General features: G+C 65.0%; 17 protein-coding genes (1 of these 17 only partly in view). 13 read left to right on the top strand and 4 right to left on the bottom strand.

Features of this window, described 5'->3' with window-relative positions:
* Positions 1 to 211 precede the first annotated feature (211 nt).
* Positions 212 to 1,360, top strand: a complete 1,149-nt coding sequence (locus tag ACVISU_RS27185) for an alpha/beta fold hydrolase (protein WP_456710905.1) — start codon at positions 212 to 214, stop codon at positions 1,358 to 1,360.
* 129 nt (positions 1,361 to 1,489) lie between these two features.
* Here ACVISU_RS27185 and ACVISU_RS27180 read toward each other — a convergent pair whose 3' ends face one another.
* Entirely contained in the window at positions 1,490 to 1,861 is a 372-nt protein-coding gene (locus tag ACVISU_RS27180) for a hypothetical protein (protein ID WP_456708898.1), read from the bottom strand.
* A 160-nt stretch (positions 1,862 to 2,021) separates the two neighbouring features.
* Here ACVISU_RS27180 and ACVISU_RS27175 point away from each other — a divergent pair, with 160 nt between their 5' ends.
* From ACVISU_RS27175 to ACVISU_RS27155, 5 genes are all read left to right on the top strand, one after another.
* The gene (locus tag ACVISU_RS27175) at positions 2,022 to 2,390 is read left to right on the top strand and encodes a helix-turn-helix domain-containing protein (RefSeq protein ID WP_456708897.1); all 369 of its coding nucleotides are present in this window, start codon (positions 2,022 to 2,024) and stop codon (positions 2,388 to 2,390) included.
* A complete protein-coding gene (locus ACVISU_RS27170) occupies positions 2,284 to 2,661 on the top strand; it encodes a hypothetical protein (protein WP_456708896.1) in 378 nt (125 codons plus the stop codon). The genes ACVISU_RS27175 and ACVISU_RS27170 overlap by 107 nt, the downstream gene beginning before the upstream one ends.
* Before the next feature lie 157 nt (positions 2,662 to 2,818).
* Complete coding sequence (locus tag ACVISU_RS27165) at positions 2,819 to 3,661, top strand: fumarylacetoacetate hydrolase family protein (protein ID WP_456708895.1); 843 nt, start codon at positions 2,819 to 2,821, stop codon at positions 3,659 to 3,661.
* A gap of 135 nt (positions 3,662 to 3,796) precedes the next feature.
* Positions 3,797 to 4,411, top strand: coding sequence for a glutathione S-transferase family protein (locus ACVISU_RS27160; protein ID WP_456708894.1), 615 nt, complete (start codon positions 3,797 to 3,799; stop codon positions 4,409 to 4,411).
* A gap of 251 nt (positions 4,412 to 4,662) precedes the next feature.
* Entirely contained in the window at positions 4,663 to 5,535 is an 873-nt protein-coding gene (locus ACVISU_RS27155; RefSeq protein ID WP_456708893.1) for an MBL fold metallo-hydrolase, read from the top strand.
* Between the two features lie 45 nt (positions 5,536 to 5,580).
* On the opposite strand, the gene ACVISU_RS27150 is transcribed toward ACVISU_RS27155, so the two are convergent.
* Entirely contained in the window at positions 5,581 to 6,123 is a 543-nt protein-coding gene (locus ACVISU_RS27150) for a methylated-DNA--[protein]-cysteine S-methyltransferase (protein WP_456708892.1), read from the bottom strand.
* A gap of 145 nt (positions 6,124 to 6,268) precedes the next feature.
* On the opposite strand from ACVISU_RS27150, the gene ACVISU_RS27145 reads away from it, so the two are divergent.
* Entirely contained in the window at positions 6,269 to 7,078 is an 810-nt protein-coding gene (locus ACVISU_RS27145; RefSeq protein ID WP_456708891.1) for an alpha/beta fold hydrolase, read from the top strand.
* A gap of 172 nt (positions 7,079 to 7,250) precedes the next feature.
* Here ACVISU_RS27145 and ACVISU_RS27140 read toward each other — a convergent pair whose 3' ends face one another.
* Positions 7,251 to 7,706, bottom strand: a complete 456-nt coding sequence (locus ACVISU_RS27140; RefSeq protein WP_050405033.1) for a carboxymuconolactone decarboxylase family protein — start codon at positions 7,704 to 7,706, stop codon at positions 7,251 to 7,253.
* Positions 7,707 to 7,816: 110 nt separating this feature from the next.
* On the opposite strand from ACVISU_RS27140, the gene ACVISU_RS27135 reads away from it, so the two are divergent.
* The 5 genes from ACVISU_RS27135 (at position 7,817) to ACVISU_RS27115 (ending at position 13,387) form a co-directional block, all read left to right on the top strand.
* Positions 7,817 to 8,683, top strand: a complete 867-nt coding sequence (locus tag ACVISU_RS27135) for a sigma-70 family RNA polymerase sigma factor (RefSeq protein WP_456708890.1) — start codon at positions 7,817 to 7,819, stop codon at positions 8,681 to 8,683.
* A 56-nt stretch (positions 8,684 to 8,739) separates the two neighbouring features.
* Complete coding sequence (locus tag ACVISU_RS27130) at positions 8,740 to 9,990, top strand: M20/M25/M40 family metallo-hydrolase (protein ID WP_456708889.1); 1,251 nt, start codon at positions 8,740 to 8,742, stop codon at positions 9,988 to 9,990.
* Between the two features lie 419 nt (positions 9,991 to 10,409).
* Positions 10,410 to 11,084 (top strand): GntR family transcriptional regulator, encoded by a 675-nt coding sequence (locus tag ACVISU_RS27125; RefSeq protein ID WP_456708888.1) that lies wholly within the window; start codon positions 10,410 to 10,412, stop codon positions 11,082 to 11,084.
* A 60-nt stretch (positions 11,085 to 11,144) separates the two neighbouring features.
* Positions 11,145 to 11,945 (top strand): phytanoyl-CoA dioxygenase family protein, encoded by an 801-nt coding sequence (locus tag ACVISU_RS27120; protein WP_050405001.1) that lies wholly within the window; start codon positions 11,145 to 11,147, stop codon positions 11,943 to 11,945.
* 134 nt (positions 11,946 to 12,079) lie between these two features.
* Positions 12,080 to 13,387, top strand: coding sequence for an NAD(P)H-dependent oxidoreductase (locus ACVISU_RS27115; RefSeq protein WP_456710904.1), 1,308 nt, complete (start codon positions 12,080 to 12,082; stop codon positions 13,385 to 13,387).
* 66 nt (positions 13,388 to 13,453) lie between these two features.
* On the opposite strand, the gene ACVISU_RS27110 is transcribed toward ACVISU_RS27115, so the two are convergent.
* Positions 13,454 to 14,539: an NAD-dependent epimerase/dehydratase family protein gene (locus ACVISU_RS27110; RefSeq protein WP_456708887.1), complete on the bottom strand. Its 1,086-nt coding sequence runs from the start codon at positions 14,537 to 14,539 to the stop codon at positions 13,454 to 13,456.
* Positions 14,540 to 14,836: 297 nt separating this feature from the next.
* Here ACVISU_RS27110 and ACVISU_RS27105 point away from each other — a divergent pair, with 297 nt between their 5' ends.
* Positions 14,837 to 15,294, top strand: partial view of a TRAP transporter substrate-binding protein gene (locus ACVISU_RS27105; RefSeq protein ID WP_456708886.1) — the 5' portion only. The gene runs 631 nt beyond the window's last position; only the first 458 of its 1,089 coding nucleotides appear in the window; the start codon lies at positions 14,837 to 14,839; the stop codon falls past the right edge of the window.

The raw sequence follows: 15,294 nt of genomic DNA, 5'->3' as shown, positions 1-15,294 counted from the left end.
GGTCAGGCGCCTGCACGCGGACGGTGCGCTCCTCATGAGTGATCCCGTCAGTTTTGAGCCATCGGCATCTCGACGAGCCGTCTTGGCGATGGGCGCGGCCGGCCTCGTCGCGGCTTCACTTCGGCCGGCCCGCGCAAAGCCCATAGGAGAAGTTGATTTGACCACATCGGCATATGGCGAGGGCACGCTTCCCAAGGCGGTTCGCTCGCGCATGATCCGCGGGGTCAATGGCCTCGATGTCCATATTCTCGAAGCCGGTTACGAAAGCCGCGGCCGGCCGCTCGCGCTGCTTCTGCACGGCTTTCCGGATTTGGCATATGGCTGGCGACACCTGCTTCCGCTACTTGCCGACGCCGGATACCACGTGGTGGCGCCCGACCAGCGGGGCTTCGGCCGCACCACCGGTTGGGTGAACAGCTATGACGCCCCGCTGGCATCGTTCAGCCTCCTGAACATGACGCGTGATGCCCTCGGACTGGTTTCGGCGTTGGGATATCGGCGCACGGCAATGCTCGTCGGGCACGACTTCGGCTCGCCCGTGGCGGCCTATTGTACGCTGGCGCGACCTGACGTCTTTCCCTCGGTGGTGCTGATGAGCGCACCGTTTCCCGGTGTGCCGGCGTTTCCGTTCGACATTGCGGACCGCGAGCCATCGTCGGTTCGACCGAACACCGACGATCAAAAGTTAGCGGCCGCGCTGGCGGCGCTCGATCCGCCGAGACAGTATTATCAGCAATACCTGAGCACACGGGGGGCAAACGATGACATGTGGCACCCCCCTCAAGGCCTCCACGCGTTTCTTCGCGCATTCTTCCACGTCAAGAGCGCTGACTGGCCGGGCAACAAGCCGCATCCATTGAAGGCGCGAACCGCCACCGAACTTGCGCAAATGCCCACCTATTACGTGATGGATCTTGGCAAGACGATGCCGCAGACCGTCGCTCCATTCCACCCTTCCGCGGCCGAGGTCTCGGCCTGCAAATGGCTCACCGAGCCGGAGCTTGGCGTGTACACGGAGGAGTATGGCCGCACCGGGTTTCAAGGCGCCCTGCAGGCTTATCGCGTCTTTTCCGATCCTGACCTGAACGCTGAGTTGCGCCTGCTTTCGGGCAGGACGATCGATGTCCCGTCGCTCTTCATCGGCGGGACAAGCGATTGGGGCACCTATGCGGCGCCGGGCGCGCTCGATCTGATGAGGACGAAGGCGGCGACGAGGATGGGCGACATCGCGCTGATCGACGGCGCCGGTCACTGGATCCAACAGGAGCAGCCGGTTCGGCTCGGCGCGCTGTTGCTCGCCTTCATCAAGAAAACCGGAGCGGCTGACCACATCAGCGATTTCGGACCTGGCGGGCGTTAGGCCTCGCGTCACCGTTCTTCGATCGGATCAAATAGCGTCGTCGGGTCGCAACGCGTGTCGACAGCTTGCCGTCAATCACCTCGCCTTGGTCCAGCTTGCGCTATGGTTGCGCGTTGATGAGTCCGCGCCCTAGATCAAGCTGGCGCGCGCGAGGAAGAGCGCGTCGGCCTCGCTGGCTGCGATCGCGGCCGGATAGGGCAACGCCTTGGCCCGTCCGGGAAGGTTGCGCTCGAGCTCGGCGCGCTCCTCCTCATCATCGGCGATGTAGACCGTGACCCGGATCAATCGGCCGAGCTCGGCCTTGCGCGCCTTCATCCACAGCACCATCGGCTTGCCGGCGGCGACATCCGGCTGATCGTTGACATTGACGATCACGGCAAACGGACGGTTCGCTGCAAGCAGCGCGGTGTATTCCGCGGTCCAGTCGCAGCCATCCTGCTCGGTCTGCAGGCGGCCGGTCGCGATGAAGATGCCGGGCTCGGCTTCGCGAAAGAATTTCATGGAAGCTTCCTCATGTGACGGCGCCGGACCGTGCTGATCGGTCGATCCGGTCGGCGGCGAGGCACAAATATCCATCGACTGACGGTCGGTCAATTCATCTAAGCTGTTTCAAAGACATTCTAAATATGCGATTCCGGAATCGGATATCGGGAGCGGATGGATGATCGGGAAGCGACAGGCGGGGACCACGCGCGGCACATCGCAGCATTGGCGACGCACGCGGCCCGCCGAGGTCAGGGTGGACGATTTGATGTCGGCGGCCGCAGCGCTGTTCATTGCGAAAGGCATCGAGGCCACCACGATCGACGACATCGTCACGCGGGCCGGCGTCGCCAAAGGCACCTTCTACCATTACTTCTCGACCAAGGCGGATGTGATCATTGCGCTGCGCGCGCGCTTCACGCAGGATTTCCTCTCTCGCGTTGCCGCAGCGATCGGCGAGCGCGCCGCGGACGACCACGCCGCGGCGGCTGTCCGCCTGGCTGCGCGGCGCGGTCGGAACCTATCTTGCCAACGTCGAGCTGCATGACGTCGTGTTTCACGACTTCACGCATCATCAGCGCCAGTCGCAGGAAAAGGACGACGTGATCGCACAGGTCGTCGGCGTGCTGGAGGACGGCCGGACAGCCGGCGTCTGGGCATTCCCGAATGCCCGCAGCGCGGCGCTGATCGTGTTCGACGGCATGCATGCCGTGGTCGACGACGCGATCGCAGCGGGCATGCGCGATCCCGAGCCGCCGTGCCGCCTGCTGGAAGAGATGTTCACGCGGATGCTGGCCCCGCCGCATTCGCGATCATGACCGGCATTTGGAAAGAACCGGCGCACGGCGGCTACGCCGGCAGGTGATGGCTGCAATGCCTGCGGCGACAGGCGGTTGAATTTCCTCCCGCGCTGTTCCATGAAGCGTGTCGAGGTATACCAGTAACAATCCTCAAGACATCGTAGGGAGTGATCAAATGAAGCTTGTTCGTTATGGCGAAAAGGGTGCGGAAAAGCCCGGTCTGATCGATAAATCCGGCCAGCTCCGCGACCTGTCGGCCCATCTGAAGGACCTGACCGGCGACGCCTATTCGCCGGACTCGCTGAAGAAGCTTGCCGCCCTCGATCCCGCCTCCCTCCCCGCCGTCTCCGGCAAGCCGCGCTTCGGCGCCCCGATCACCGGCATCTCGAAGTTCGTCGCGATCGGCCTCAACTATTCCGACCACGCCAAGGAAACCGGCAACCCGATCCCGTCCGAGCCGATCTTCTTCCTCAAGGCCAACACCGCGCTGTCGGGCCCGAACGATCCGGTCGAGAAGCCGCGCGGCTCGACCAAGCTCGACTGGGAGGTCGAAATCGCGGCGATCATCGGCACCCGCGCCAAGTATGTCTCGGAAGCCGACGCGCTGAACCATGTCGCCGGCTACTGCATCTGCAACGACGTCTCCGAGCGCAACTTCCAGATCGAGCGCCTCGGCCAGTGGACCAAGGGCAAGTCGCACGACACGTTCGGCCCGGTCGGGCCGTGGCTCGCCACCAAGGACGAGATCCCCGACGTGCAGAAGCTGTCGATGTGGCTCGACGTCAACGGCCAGCGCCGCCAGACCGGCTCGACCTCGACCATGATCTTCACCATGGCGAAGTGCATCTCCTACGTCTCGCAGTTCATGACGCTGCTGCCCGGCGACATCGTCACCACAGGCACCCCGCCCGGCGTCGGCACCGGCATGAAGCCGCCGCAATATCTCAATGTCGGCGACGTCGTGACGCTCGGCATCGAAGGCCTCGGCGAGCAGCGCCAGGAGATCGTTGGGGCGTAAGGTCCGGCTAGTGCCCACTACCGTCATTGCGAGCAAAGCGAAGCAATCCATCTCTCCACAGCTGCGGATGAATGGATTGCTTCGTCGCTTCGCTCCTCGCAATGACGATCCAATTCGACAGCAGAGGGGCCTCACATGAAACTCACCTTCTCTCCCGCCTCCCCGTTCGCCCGCAAGGTACGCATCGCGGCGATCGAGCTCGGCCTGATCGACAAGATCGAGCTGGTACCGGCCAGCGTCGCGCCGGGCACGGCCAATGACGAATATTCCAGGATCTCGCCGTTGAAGAAATTGCCGGTGCTGATCCTCGACCATGGCGACGTCATTTTGGATTCCTACGTCATCGTCGAATATCTCAACGAGATCGGCGGCGGCCGGCTGATTCCGGGCTACGGTCCGCGGCGCTGGCAGCTGAAGACCGATCACTCGCTGCTCAACGGCATGCTCGATTCCATGCTGCTGTGCCGCTACGAGAAGATGGTGCGGCCGCAGGGCTCGCTGTGGCAGGCCTGGTACGACGATCACTGGAACCGGGCCTGGGCCGGCATGGCGCGGTTCGAGAACCGGCCAGACGTGCTGAACGGTTCATCGTTCGACATCGCGCAGATCGGCCTCGTCTGCGTGCTCGGCTACGCCGATCTCCGGTTCGCCGATTGCGGCTGGCGCAAGGCCTATCCGAAGCTCGACGCCTTCTACCAGAAGATGCTGGAGCGGCCGTCGGTGAAGATCTCGGCGCCGCCTGCGGCCTAGCAACGCAAAGCGTCCCCGCCATTCGATTTTCAGCGCGCGCCTGGTGCCCGCGCAGAACGCCTCCGATCTCGACTTTGTGATGATGATGACGGCAGCCCGGTACGGGCCGCCGGAGCAAGACCTTGCGGCGACGGATATCCTCGCCAACATCAGCATTCCCGCCATGCGCGCCGCGCACTGGCTTTTTACGCGGTCTCTTCACGCCAACCGCACTCCACTTCGCTCGCAAACGCCAACGTCAAGGAATCCCCATGAGTCTGAAATTTGCCGCCGGCGATCTCACCATTCATCGCATTGTCGAGGAAGAAGGGCTGTTCCTGCCTGCCCACGACATGCTGCCCGGATTGACGCCGGAGCTGCTCGCCGAGAACCGCGGCTGGATGAAGGCGGCCGGCGCACTCGATGACAGCGACACGCTGATCCTGGCGTTCCAGTCCTACGTCGTGAAGACGCCGCACCACACCATCCTGATCGACAGCTGCATCGGCAACGACAAGCCGCGGCCGGGACGGCCGAGCTGGAACATGAAGACCGACGACAACTATCTGCGCGGCCTCGCGGCGGCGGGCTTTTCGGTCGGCGACATCGACTATGTGATGTGCACGCATCTGCACGTCGACCATGTCGGCTGGAACACGCGGCTCGAGAACGGCCGCTGGGTGCCGACCTTCCCGAACGCGCGTTACGTGTTCGACAAGAGCGAGTTCGACTACTGGACCGAGACCAACGCCAAGGCCGAGGTCCCGCCCTTCGTCGACAGCGTGCTGCCCGTGGTCGAAGCCAAGCGGGCCGAGCTGGTCGGCAATGATTTCGCCATCGGCGACCATATGCGCGTGCTGCCGACACCCGGCCACACGCCGGGCCATGTAGCCTTCACCTTCGGCCGCGGCAAGGATGATGCGGTGTTTGCCGGCGATCTGATGCACTCGCCGATCCAGACGCTCTATCCGGAGCTGTCGCCGAAGTTCGACGTCGACCCGGCACTGGCCGCGAAGACGCGGCGCAGCTTCCTGGAGCGCTATTGCGACACCGACACGCTGTGCTGCCCCGCGCACTTCCCCTCGCCGACGGTCGGCAAGATCAGGCGGAAGGGCAACGGGTTCGTGTGCGAGACGGTGAAGTAAAGGCTTGCTCGCTTCACCCTCCCTTGAGTGGGAGGGTGATCGTCCTCAATCGAACAGGCTCGGCGTGTGGTTCACGATCGCGCCTTCGATCTGCAGCATCTTCAGCTTGGTGACGACGCCGCCATTGGCCGAGAAGCCGCCCGGCTTGTTGCCGGCCGCCAGCACCCGGTGGCAGGGCACCACGATCGGGCATGGGTTGCGGCCGAGTGCCTGGCCGACGTCGCGCGACAGCTCGACGCCGCCGAGCTGCTTGGCGATGTCGCCATAGGTCATGGTCTTGCCCGGTGGAATCTTCCGCGCGATGTCGTAGACGCCGCGGTTGAACTCGGGCACGCCGTCGAGATCGAGCAGGATGTCGGCGAGGTCGTTCGGCCTGCCGGCGAGCAGCTCGATCATGCCGTCGATCGCGTGCTGCACCTCGGCCGGCGGCGCCGCCTCGGTGACGTCGCCGTTGCGCTGGAAGATCCGCTTGCGGGTCTTCTCCTCGGTGCCCATCGGCAGCTGCACGGCGGTGACGCCGTGCTCGCCCCAGACGACGCCGCAGGCGCCGATCATGGTCTCGAAGATTGCAAAATGCTGGCCGCTCATGGGTCGCTCCAGATGTTCCTTCGGCTCACATGTTTGAGCCTGCTGTTGATCTGAAATCTAGACTTGGAGAATGTTGCTATCCACCCGAATTCCGTGGGAACTTCGGCCAAATCAACAACATCTCCTGCCCTCCGCGAGCCCCGAAATGCACAGCCTCCACGTCAACGGTTTCGACATGCCCTATCTCGATATCGGAGAGGGCCCGCCGCTGGTCTGCGTGCACGGCTCGCTGTGCGATTTCCGGATCTGGTCGGCGGTGCTCGGCCCGCTGACGCGGCGGCATCGCGTGATCGCGGTCAGCCTGCGGCATTTCTTCCCGGCGCATTGGGACGGCGTCGGCGACACCTATTCGATCGCGCAGCATGTCGACGACGTGATCGCCTTCATCGAGACATTCGACACCAGGCCCGTCGACCTGATGGGGCATTCCCGCGGTGGCCATATCTGCTTCCGTGTCGCGCAGCGGCGGCCGGACCTGTTGCGCAAGCTGATCCTGGCTGAGCCCGGCGGCGAGCTCGACGAGAGCCTCGATCCCGACTTCAAGCCGGGCCCCTCGCCGCTGGCCGCGCGCTTTGCGGCCTGTGCCGCGGAGATCGCCAAGGGCGACATCGACGGCGGCTTGCAGATCTTCATGGACGCGCTGGAAGGCCCCAGCGCCTGGAAGCGGATTCCAGCAACGTCCAAACAGCTCTTGCGCGACAACGCGACCACGCTGATCGGCCAGACCCGCGACCAGCGGCCGCCGTTCTCGAAGGCCGACGCCGAGGCGATCAAGACGCCGACGCTGTTCATCGGCGGCGCGAACACCAAGGGCGTGCTGCCCAAGGTGCTGCACGCGCTTGCCGCCAATGTGAAGGGCGCGCGCGCCGAGATGATCCCGGGCACCACTCACCCGATGTTCGAGCAGGCCCCGCAGCGCTATTGCGAAATCGTGCTGGAGTTTCTGGCCGCGTAAAAAGTGCACCTCTCCCCTTGTGGGAGAGGTCAGATCGCATCGACAGATGCGATCCGGGTGAGGGGTGTGTTTCCGCGGAGGGAACCCCTCACCCGGCGCGATGCCGCTGCGCTTTATCGCACCACCCTCTCCCACAAGGGGAGAGGGTGCATTGTGCGCGCGGCAAGAGATGTCACACCTTCCAGACACCGACCGGCTGGCGCACGGCGACATTGAGCCGGTTCCAGACATTGATTGCGGCGATGCCGAGCACCAGGGACGCAAGCTGCTGCTCGTTGAAATGCTTCGCCGCCTCGTCCCATACCGCGTCCGTCACCGGATCCTCGCGGTCGCTGAGCCGGGTCACCGCTTCGGTCAGCGCCAGCGCGGCGCGCTCGGCTTCGGTGAAATACGGCGTGTCGCGCCAGGCGCCGACCGCGAACAGCCGTTCGTCGGTCTCGCCGGCGCGCTTCGCGAGCTTCGGGTGCATGTCGACACAGACGCTGCAGCCATTGATCTGGCTGGCGCGCAGATGCACCAGTTCGAGCAGCTTTTCCGGCAAAGCCTGCTTGGTGCTCTCGCTGAGCGCCTGCAGCGCCTTCATGGCATCGGGAACAACCATCACCGGGTGGTTCATGCGGGCTTTCATCATGTCACTCTCCTGATTTGGCTTTTGACGAAGCCGTGCCGATCTGTTGTCACATCGGCCGAGTTTCGTTCGTCATGGCCATGACGCAGCGAGCGAAGGGAATGTGACCGATGAACGAGAAAAATTCTCTCACCGAACAGTTCGAGGCCAACCGGCCACGCCTGCGGGCGGTGGCCTATCGCATGCTGGGCTCGACCGCCGAGGTCGACGACGCCGTGCAGGAAACCTGGCTCAGGCTCGGCCGCACCGACGCCGCCGCGGTGGACAATCTCGGGGGATGGCTGACCACGGTGATCGCGCGGATCTGCCTCGACATGCTGCGCTCGCGCAAATCGCGCCGCGAGGAGCCGATGGGTGCGCACGTGCCGGAGCCGATCGCGGACAATCCGTCCGAGCGCGAGACCGAGATGGCCGACTCCGTCGGCGCCGCGCTGCTCGTGGTGCTGGAGACGCTGGCGCCGGCCGAGCGGCTGGCTTTCGTGCTGCACGACATGTTCGCGGTGCCGTTCGAGGAGATCGCGCCGATCGTCGGGCGCACACCGGCCGCCGCGCGGCAACTGGCGAGCCGCGCCCGGCGCCGCGTGCAGGGCGCGCCACCCGCGCCGGATGGCGATCTCGGCCGGCAGCGCGGCATCGTCGAGGCTTTCCTCGCGGCGTCGCGCAATGGCGATTTCGAAGGGTTGCTTGCCGTACTGGCGCCCGACGTCGTGGTGCGCGCCGATCAGGCCGCGCAGCGGCTCGGCTCGCTGCCGGTGATCCGCGGCGCCGCTGCGGTTGCCGAAAGCTTCAAGGGACGCGCGCAGGCGGCAAGGCCGGCGCTGGTCGACGGCGAGATCGGCGTTGCCGTCATTCTCGGCGGCGCGCTGCGGGTCGTGCTGCGGGTCACGATCTCGGGCGACCGGATCGCGGCGATCGATGCGACCGCCGAGCCCGCAGCGATCGAAGCGCTCGATATCGAGGTGCTGGATCGCACCTGACGCGGCAAAGTTGCGATGCTAGTGTTCTCCTTGCGCTTACTGCTGGGAGGACAATCATGAAACTATCCGTCAAATTGCTCGCGTCGGCCGGCTTGCTCGCCCTCGCCTCGTCCCCCGCCTTTGCCGCCGCGGATGAAAAGCTGCGCGCTGCCGCCGAGCAAGCGCAGCCGGCGGTGATCGAGAGCCTGCACGACATGGTGCTGATCGAGTCGGGCTCTGGGGATGTCGAAGGCCTGAAGAAGATGGCCGACTATACCGAGGCGCGGCTGAAGGCGCTCGGCGCCAAGACCGAGCGGCGCAAGACCACCAAGGGCGCCGGCGCCGACATGGTGATCGGCACCTTCGAGGGCACCGGCAGCAGGAAGCTGATGCTGATCGCGCATATGGACACGGTCTATGAGCACGGCATCCTCGACAGCCAGCCCTACAAGGTCGACGGCAACAGGATCTACGGGCCCGGCATTGCCGACGACAAGGGCGGCATCGCCGTCATCCTGCATTCGCTGAAGATCCTGAACGATACGGGCTGGCGCGACTACGCCAAGCTGACCGTGTCGTTCAATCCGGATGAAGAGGTCGGCTCGATCGGCTCCGGCGAGATCATCTCCGAGCTCGCCGACCAGCACGATGTGGTGCTGTCCTGCGAGCCGACGGTGGCGCCGCCGGTGGCCAAGAATGAAAGCCTGCTGCTCGGCGCCAGCGGCACCGCGACCGGCACGCTGGACGTGAAGGGCAAGGCCTCGCATGCCGGCGCCGCGCCGCAGCTCGGCCGCAACGCGCTGCTCGAGCTCGCGCATCAATTGCTGCAGACCCAGGACGTCGCGAAATCCATTCTGGGCACACAGCTGAACTGGACCACCGCGAAGGCCGGCACCGTGCGCAATCAGATCCCCGATCATGCCTCTGCCGGCGCCGACATCCGCCTCACCGTTCCGGACGGCGTGCAGAAGCTGCAGGCGGCGCTCGACGAAAAGGTGAAAGACAGACTGATTCCCGACACCGAAGTGACTGTGAAGGTCACCGCAGGCCGTCCGCCTTTCGTAGCTGGTGATCGCGGCCGCGCGCTCGCCAAGCAGGGACAGGCGATCTACGGCGAGCTCGACCGCACACTCGATATTGCGGAAATGACCGGCGGCGCGACCGACGCCGGCTACGCCGCGCGCAGCGGCAAAGCGGTCGTGGTCGAAAGCTTCGGCCTCGCCGGCTGGGGCTATCACGCCCGCGACGAATACATCGACACCAACTCGATCGTGCCGCGGCTCTATCTGATGACGCGGATTCTGATGGAGCTGGGCAAGGCGAAGTAGCGGCGCGCGCGGCGGCGTCCGTTGAAGCAACATGCCAATCTTTTGCGCTGGTGCCCGCGGCCGCTCCTCTCCCCAACCCTCCCCCGCAAGGGGGGAGGGAGCTCGACCCATTGTGGTCACCTCACATTGAGTGGGTGAATTGTGCGCAGGAACGGCGCGAAAAGGAGTGAGGGGAGCACCGGCGGACGGGTTCCCTCCCCCCTTGCGGGAGAGGTTGGGGAGAGGGGTATCGCTTGCTCCGCTCACCGATGAGACTGGTCGGTCATGGCAACGATCGCAGCGTCCGGCTGCAATGGGTAAAAACCAAATATATGCAAATGCTTATGGTCGCTGCAGATGCGGCGCTTGACCGTCCCTCCAACGCGCAGTAGGCTGCACCACCGAACACGGAATTCCGTATTCCAATTTGGACTGATGGCATGATTCCATTGGACCCCCTCCCGAACCTCATCGATCAGGTCTACGGGCGATTGCTCGAGGCGATCATCGACCGCACGCTGCTGCCCGGCCAGCGCATCACCCAGAACGAACTGGCCGATCGGCTCGGCGTCTCGCGCCAGCCGATCTCGCACGCGCTGCATTTGTTGCATCGGCAGGGCCTCGTCGCGGAGAGCGGCAAGCGCGGCTTCGAGGTGACGCAGCTCGATCCGCAGCGCATCCGCGAGCTTTATGAAGTGCGCGGCGCCATCGATGCGCTCGCGGCGCGGCTTGCCGCAACGCATGTGAAAGAGGATGCCGCGGCGCGCGCGCAGCTCGAGAGCGCGCTCGAAGCCGGACGCGCGATCGGCGGCGACGCGCAGCTGGCGCGCCTGATCGCACTCGACGTCGACTTCCATAGCGCGATCTATCGGCTGGCCGGTAATACCGCAATCGAGGAAATGATCGCGCCGCAATGGCCGCATATGCGCCGTTCGATGGCGACCGTGCTCGCCGAGCTCGATTATCGCGACAGCGCCTGGACCGAACACGAGACCATCGCCGCGCATATTTTCTCCGGCAACGCCTCAGCCGCCGAGGCCGCGGCGCTGGCGCATGCGCAGACAGCGGGACAGATGACCGAACAGAAGCTGAGGGCAATCGACGTGGCGGCGTGATCAAACAAACCCGACCATGACGAAGAGAGCGCAGAAAAGAACAACAGGGAGGAAAGCACCATGAAACTGACCCAAGAGCAGGTCGAATTCTTCCATCGCGAAGGCTGGCTGTTCCTGCCCGAACTGTTCAGCCAGGAAGAGGTCGATTTTCTGGCGCGCGAGGCGGTTGCGATCTATGACGCCAACCGGCCCGAGGTGTGGCGCGAGAAGAGCGGTGCGCCGCGTACGGCGTTCGCCGCGCATCTCTACAACGAGGCGTTCGGAATTCTCGGTGCGCATCCGCGCATGATCGACCCCATCGAGCAGCTGTTCGGTGAGAAGGTCTACATGCATCAGTTCAAGATCAACGCCAAGGCAGCCTTCACCGGCGACGTCTGGCAGTGGCACCAGGATTACGGCACCTGGAAGCGCGACGACGGCATGCCGGAGCCGCGTGCCATGAACATCGCGATCTTCCTCGACGAGGTGATGCCGATCAATGGCCCGCTGATGCTGGTGCCGCAAAGCCAGACCGCCGGCGACCTCAAGGCCTCGCACGATCTCGAAACCACGTCCTACCCGCTGTGGACGCTGGACGAGGAGACGGTGACCCGGCTCGTCAAGCAGGGCGGTATCGTCGCGCCGACCGGCAAGCCCGGCGGCATGCTGATGTTCCACGGCAATCTGGTGCACGGATCGAGCGGCAACATCACGCCCTACCCGCGCAAGATCGTCTATCTGACGCTGAACGCGGTCTCGAACTACATCCGCACCCCGACGCGGCCGGACTACATCGCGCACCGCGACTTCACGCCGATCCAGACCGTGGCCGACGACGCGCTGCTGCGGCTTGCCCGCGCACCAAAGCAGGCGGCGGAGTAAACCAACGGCTGTCATTCCGGGGCGACGCGAAGCGTCGAGCCCGGAATCCATTTGACCACACGGTTCGTAGTACAATGGATTCCGGGCTCTCGCTTCGCGAGCCCGGAATGACGACTTTGGATTGGAAGATCAACATGAACCTGCATCACCTCCTCCAGACCCGCGCCGCCGCCGGCAAGCCGGTGCGCGTCGTCCTGATCGGCGCCGGAAAGTTCGGCTCGATGTTCCTGTCGCAGGTGCCGCACACGCCGGGGCTCGAGGTGCCCGTGATCGTCGATCTCGACCGCGACCGTGCGCGCGAGGCGTGCCGCACCGTCGGCTGGGACGATGCGCGGATCGGCGCAACCACCTTCACCGATGACGGCGCTCGCGCGATCGCGGGCGGTGCGTTCGATGTCGTGGTCGAGGCCACAGGCAACCCCGCGGTCGGCATCCGCCATGCCCGCGCGGCGATCGCAGCCGGCAAGCATGTCGTGATGGTCAACGTCGAGGCCGATGTGCTGGCGGGCCCGCTGCTCGCCGAAGAGGCGCGCAAGGCCGGCGTGGTCTATTCGCTCGCCTATGGCGACCAGCCGGCGCTGACTGCGGAGATGGTCGATTGGGCGCGCGCCACGGGCTTCCGCGTCGTCGCCGCCGGCAAGGGCACCAAATACCTGCCCGCCTATCACGACGTGACGCCGGAGGGCGTCTGGCAGCATTACGGGCTCACCGCGGGCGAAGCGCAATCCGCCGGCATGAACCCGCAGATGTTCAACTCCTTCCTCGACGGCACCAAATCCGCGATCGAGATGGCGGCGATCGCCAACGCCTGCACGCTCGACGTGCCGTCGGAGGGCCTGCTGTTTCCGCCCTGCGGCGTCGACGACCTGCCGCATGTGATGCGGCCGCGCGACAAAGGTGGGGTGCTGGAGAAATCCGGCATCGTCGAGGTGGTGTCGTCGCTGGAACGCGACGGCCGTCCGGTGTTTCGCGACCTGCGCTGGGGCGTCTATGTGGTGCTGGAGGCGCCGAACGATTATGCCACCGATTGCTTCAGGCAATACGGCCTCAAGACCGACTCATCCGGCCGCTATGCGGCGATGTACAAGCCGTATCATCTGATCGGGCTCGAGCTGAACATTTCCGTGCTCTCGGCGGCGCTGCGCAACGAGCCGACCGGGCAGCCGCGCGGCTTCCGCGGCGACGTCGCGGCGGTGGCCAAGCGCTACCTGCGCGCCGGCGAGATGCTCGACGGCGAAGGCGGCTACACGGTGTGGGGCAAACTGATGCCCGCCTCGGCCAGCCTCGCTGCCGGTGCGCTGCCGATCGGGCTCGCGCATCGCGTCAAGCTGAAGAACGACGTCGCCCATGGCGCCGTGGTGCGCTGGAGCGATGTCGAGGTCGACGAGCGCAACGACACGATCAGGACGCGGAAGGCGATGGAAGCTGCGTTTTCGCAGTAGCTCCTTCCCTTTCACCTCGCCCCGTCCTTTACGGGAGAGGGAGAAGGTGGAGCGGCACCCGAACGACTACGGCAACAACCGGCTCGCCTTCGCCAGCCTGAACCATTTCCGGAACATCGCTTCCGTATCCATCATCTCGGTGAAGCCGGCCTGGTTGATCTTCACCGTCGAAACGATCGAGGGCGGACCTGACTCCGTCTGGCCATAGCGCATGCTGTAATCGGCATATTGGAACGAGAGGCCGACGAACTCTTCCAGCCCGGGCGCGATCAGATCGTGCTTGCTGCGCAATTCGTCCCACAGCGGGATCCATTTCGGATACTCCTGCGCCAGCGACAGCGGCACATGCCGGCCCGGCGTCATCTCGAGCGCATCCGCGACTGCGGGCCAGATATTTTCCCAGGTGAAGACGTCGCCATTGGTGACGTTGAACGCTTCATTGCGCGCGGTCCCGGCCTCGCCCGACCAGGCGATCGCGCGCGCCAGGAGATCGACGTCGACCGCCTGCGCGACGCGCGGCGCGCCGCCGGGATAATCCAGCCGCCTGCCTTGTTCGCGCAGAACAGCCGCATAGACGCCGAGCGGCGGGATCAGATCCATCGCACCGCCCATCGCTTCGCCGATGATCAGCACCGGGCGCAGGATGGTCCAGTGCCAGCTCTTGCCGCGTTGCAGCCCGCGCAGAAAGTTCTCCTGCGCCCAATAGAAGTTCGGCTGCTCGTACATCTCCGAGCGGCCCTCGCGCGCCGGCACGGTGAGCGGCCGGACGTGCACGCCGTAGGCCTTGGTGCCCTGCAGCAGCGCGACGTGCTTGAGGTCGGGCGCGACGGGTTCGAGCACGCCCATCAGGTTGCGCAGCATCCGGTCGTTGGTTTCGATCTGCCCGGCATCGCGCCAGCCATCGACCAGGCTGGGCGCCTCGAACAGTGCGGCATAGATCAGGTGCGTTGCGCCGGCGAGCTCGGTCGCGGCACGGCGGCAATCCTCCGCATTGGTCAGATCGATCGGCACGTGCCGCGCGCCATAGAGTTCGCGCGGCTTGCGGCGTGACAGCGCGATGCGCTCGCAATCATCCGCTGCGCCGAAGTGTCGCAAGGCGGCACTGCCCACGAGGCCGGTTGCGCCGGCGACCACGATTTTCTTGTTGGCCATGTCCTTGAACTCCCATCAACTCACCTGCCGTCGTAGCAGATCACGGCAAGGCCGACAGGTATCAGATAAGACCGACAGCGCCGATTTCCTTTCGCAGCTGCAACGAAGGCAGCCGCTTGATTTCCCCGGGCAAACGATCATCCTGACCGATGGAACCGGACGCCCGGAATTCCACACACAAGAGCCCATCGAGGGCCACCGGACACATTCACCACAGCAACGTCGATCGATCGGCAAAGAAAGACGGCACCGAGATCGTTCCCCTTGTCGAGGCATCGGCACACAGGAGGGAATTGCATGAAGCGTCGTGATTTCTTGAAGGCAGGCGGCGTTGGGCTGGCTGCGACGGCGGTGGCTGCGCCCGCGGTCGCACAATCGATGCCCGAGGTCAGGTGGCGGCTCGCGGCGAGCTGGCCGAAGGCTCTCGACACGCTCTACGGCGGCTGCGAATTCTTCTGCAAGCGTGTCGCCGAAATCACCGACAACCGTTTCCAGATCCAGTCCTTCGCCGCCGGCGAGATCGTGCCGGGCCTGCAGGTGCTCGACGCGGTCTCCAACGGCACGGTCGAGATGGGCAACACCGCGCTGTATTATTACTGGGGCAAGAACCCGGCCTTCACCTTCGGCACCTCGCTGCCGTTCGGCCTCAACACGCGCCAGCACATTTCCTGGCTGCAATGGGGCGGCGGCAGCGAGCTGATCAACAACCTGCTCGGCGAATACAACTGCGTCGGGATCCCGACCGGCTCGACCGG

The organism is Bradyrhizobium sp. USDA 4452 (genome assembly GCF_054063575.1).
Note: the sequence above shows the minus strand (reverse complement) of the source record. Positions and strands in the feature narration are given on the sequence as shown.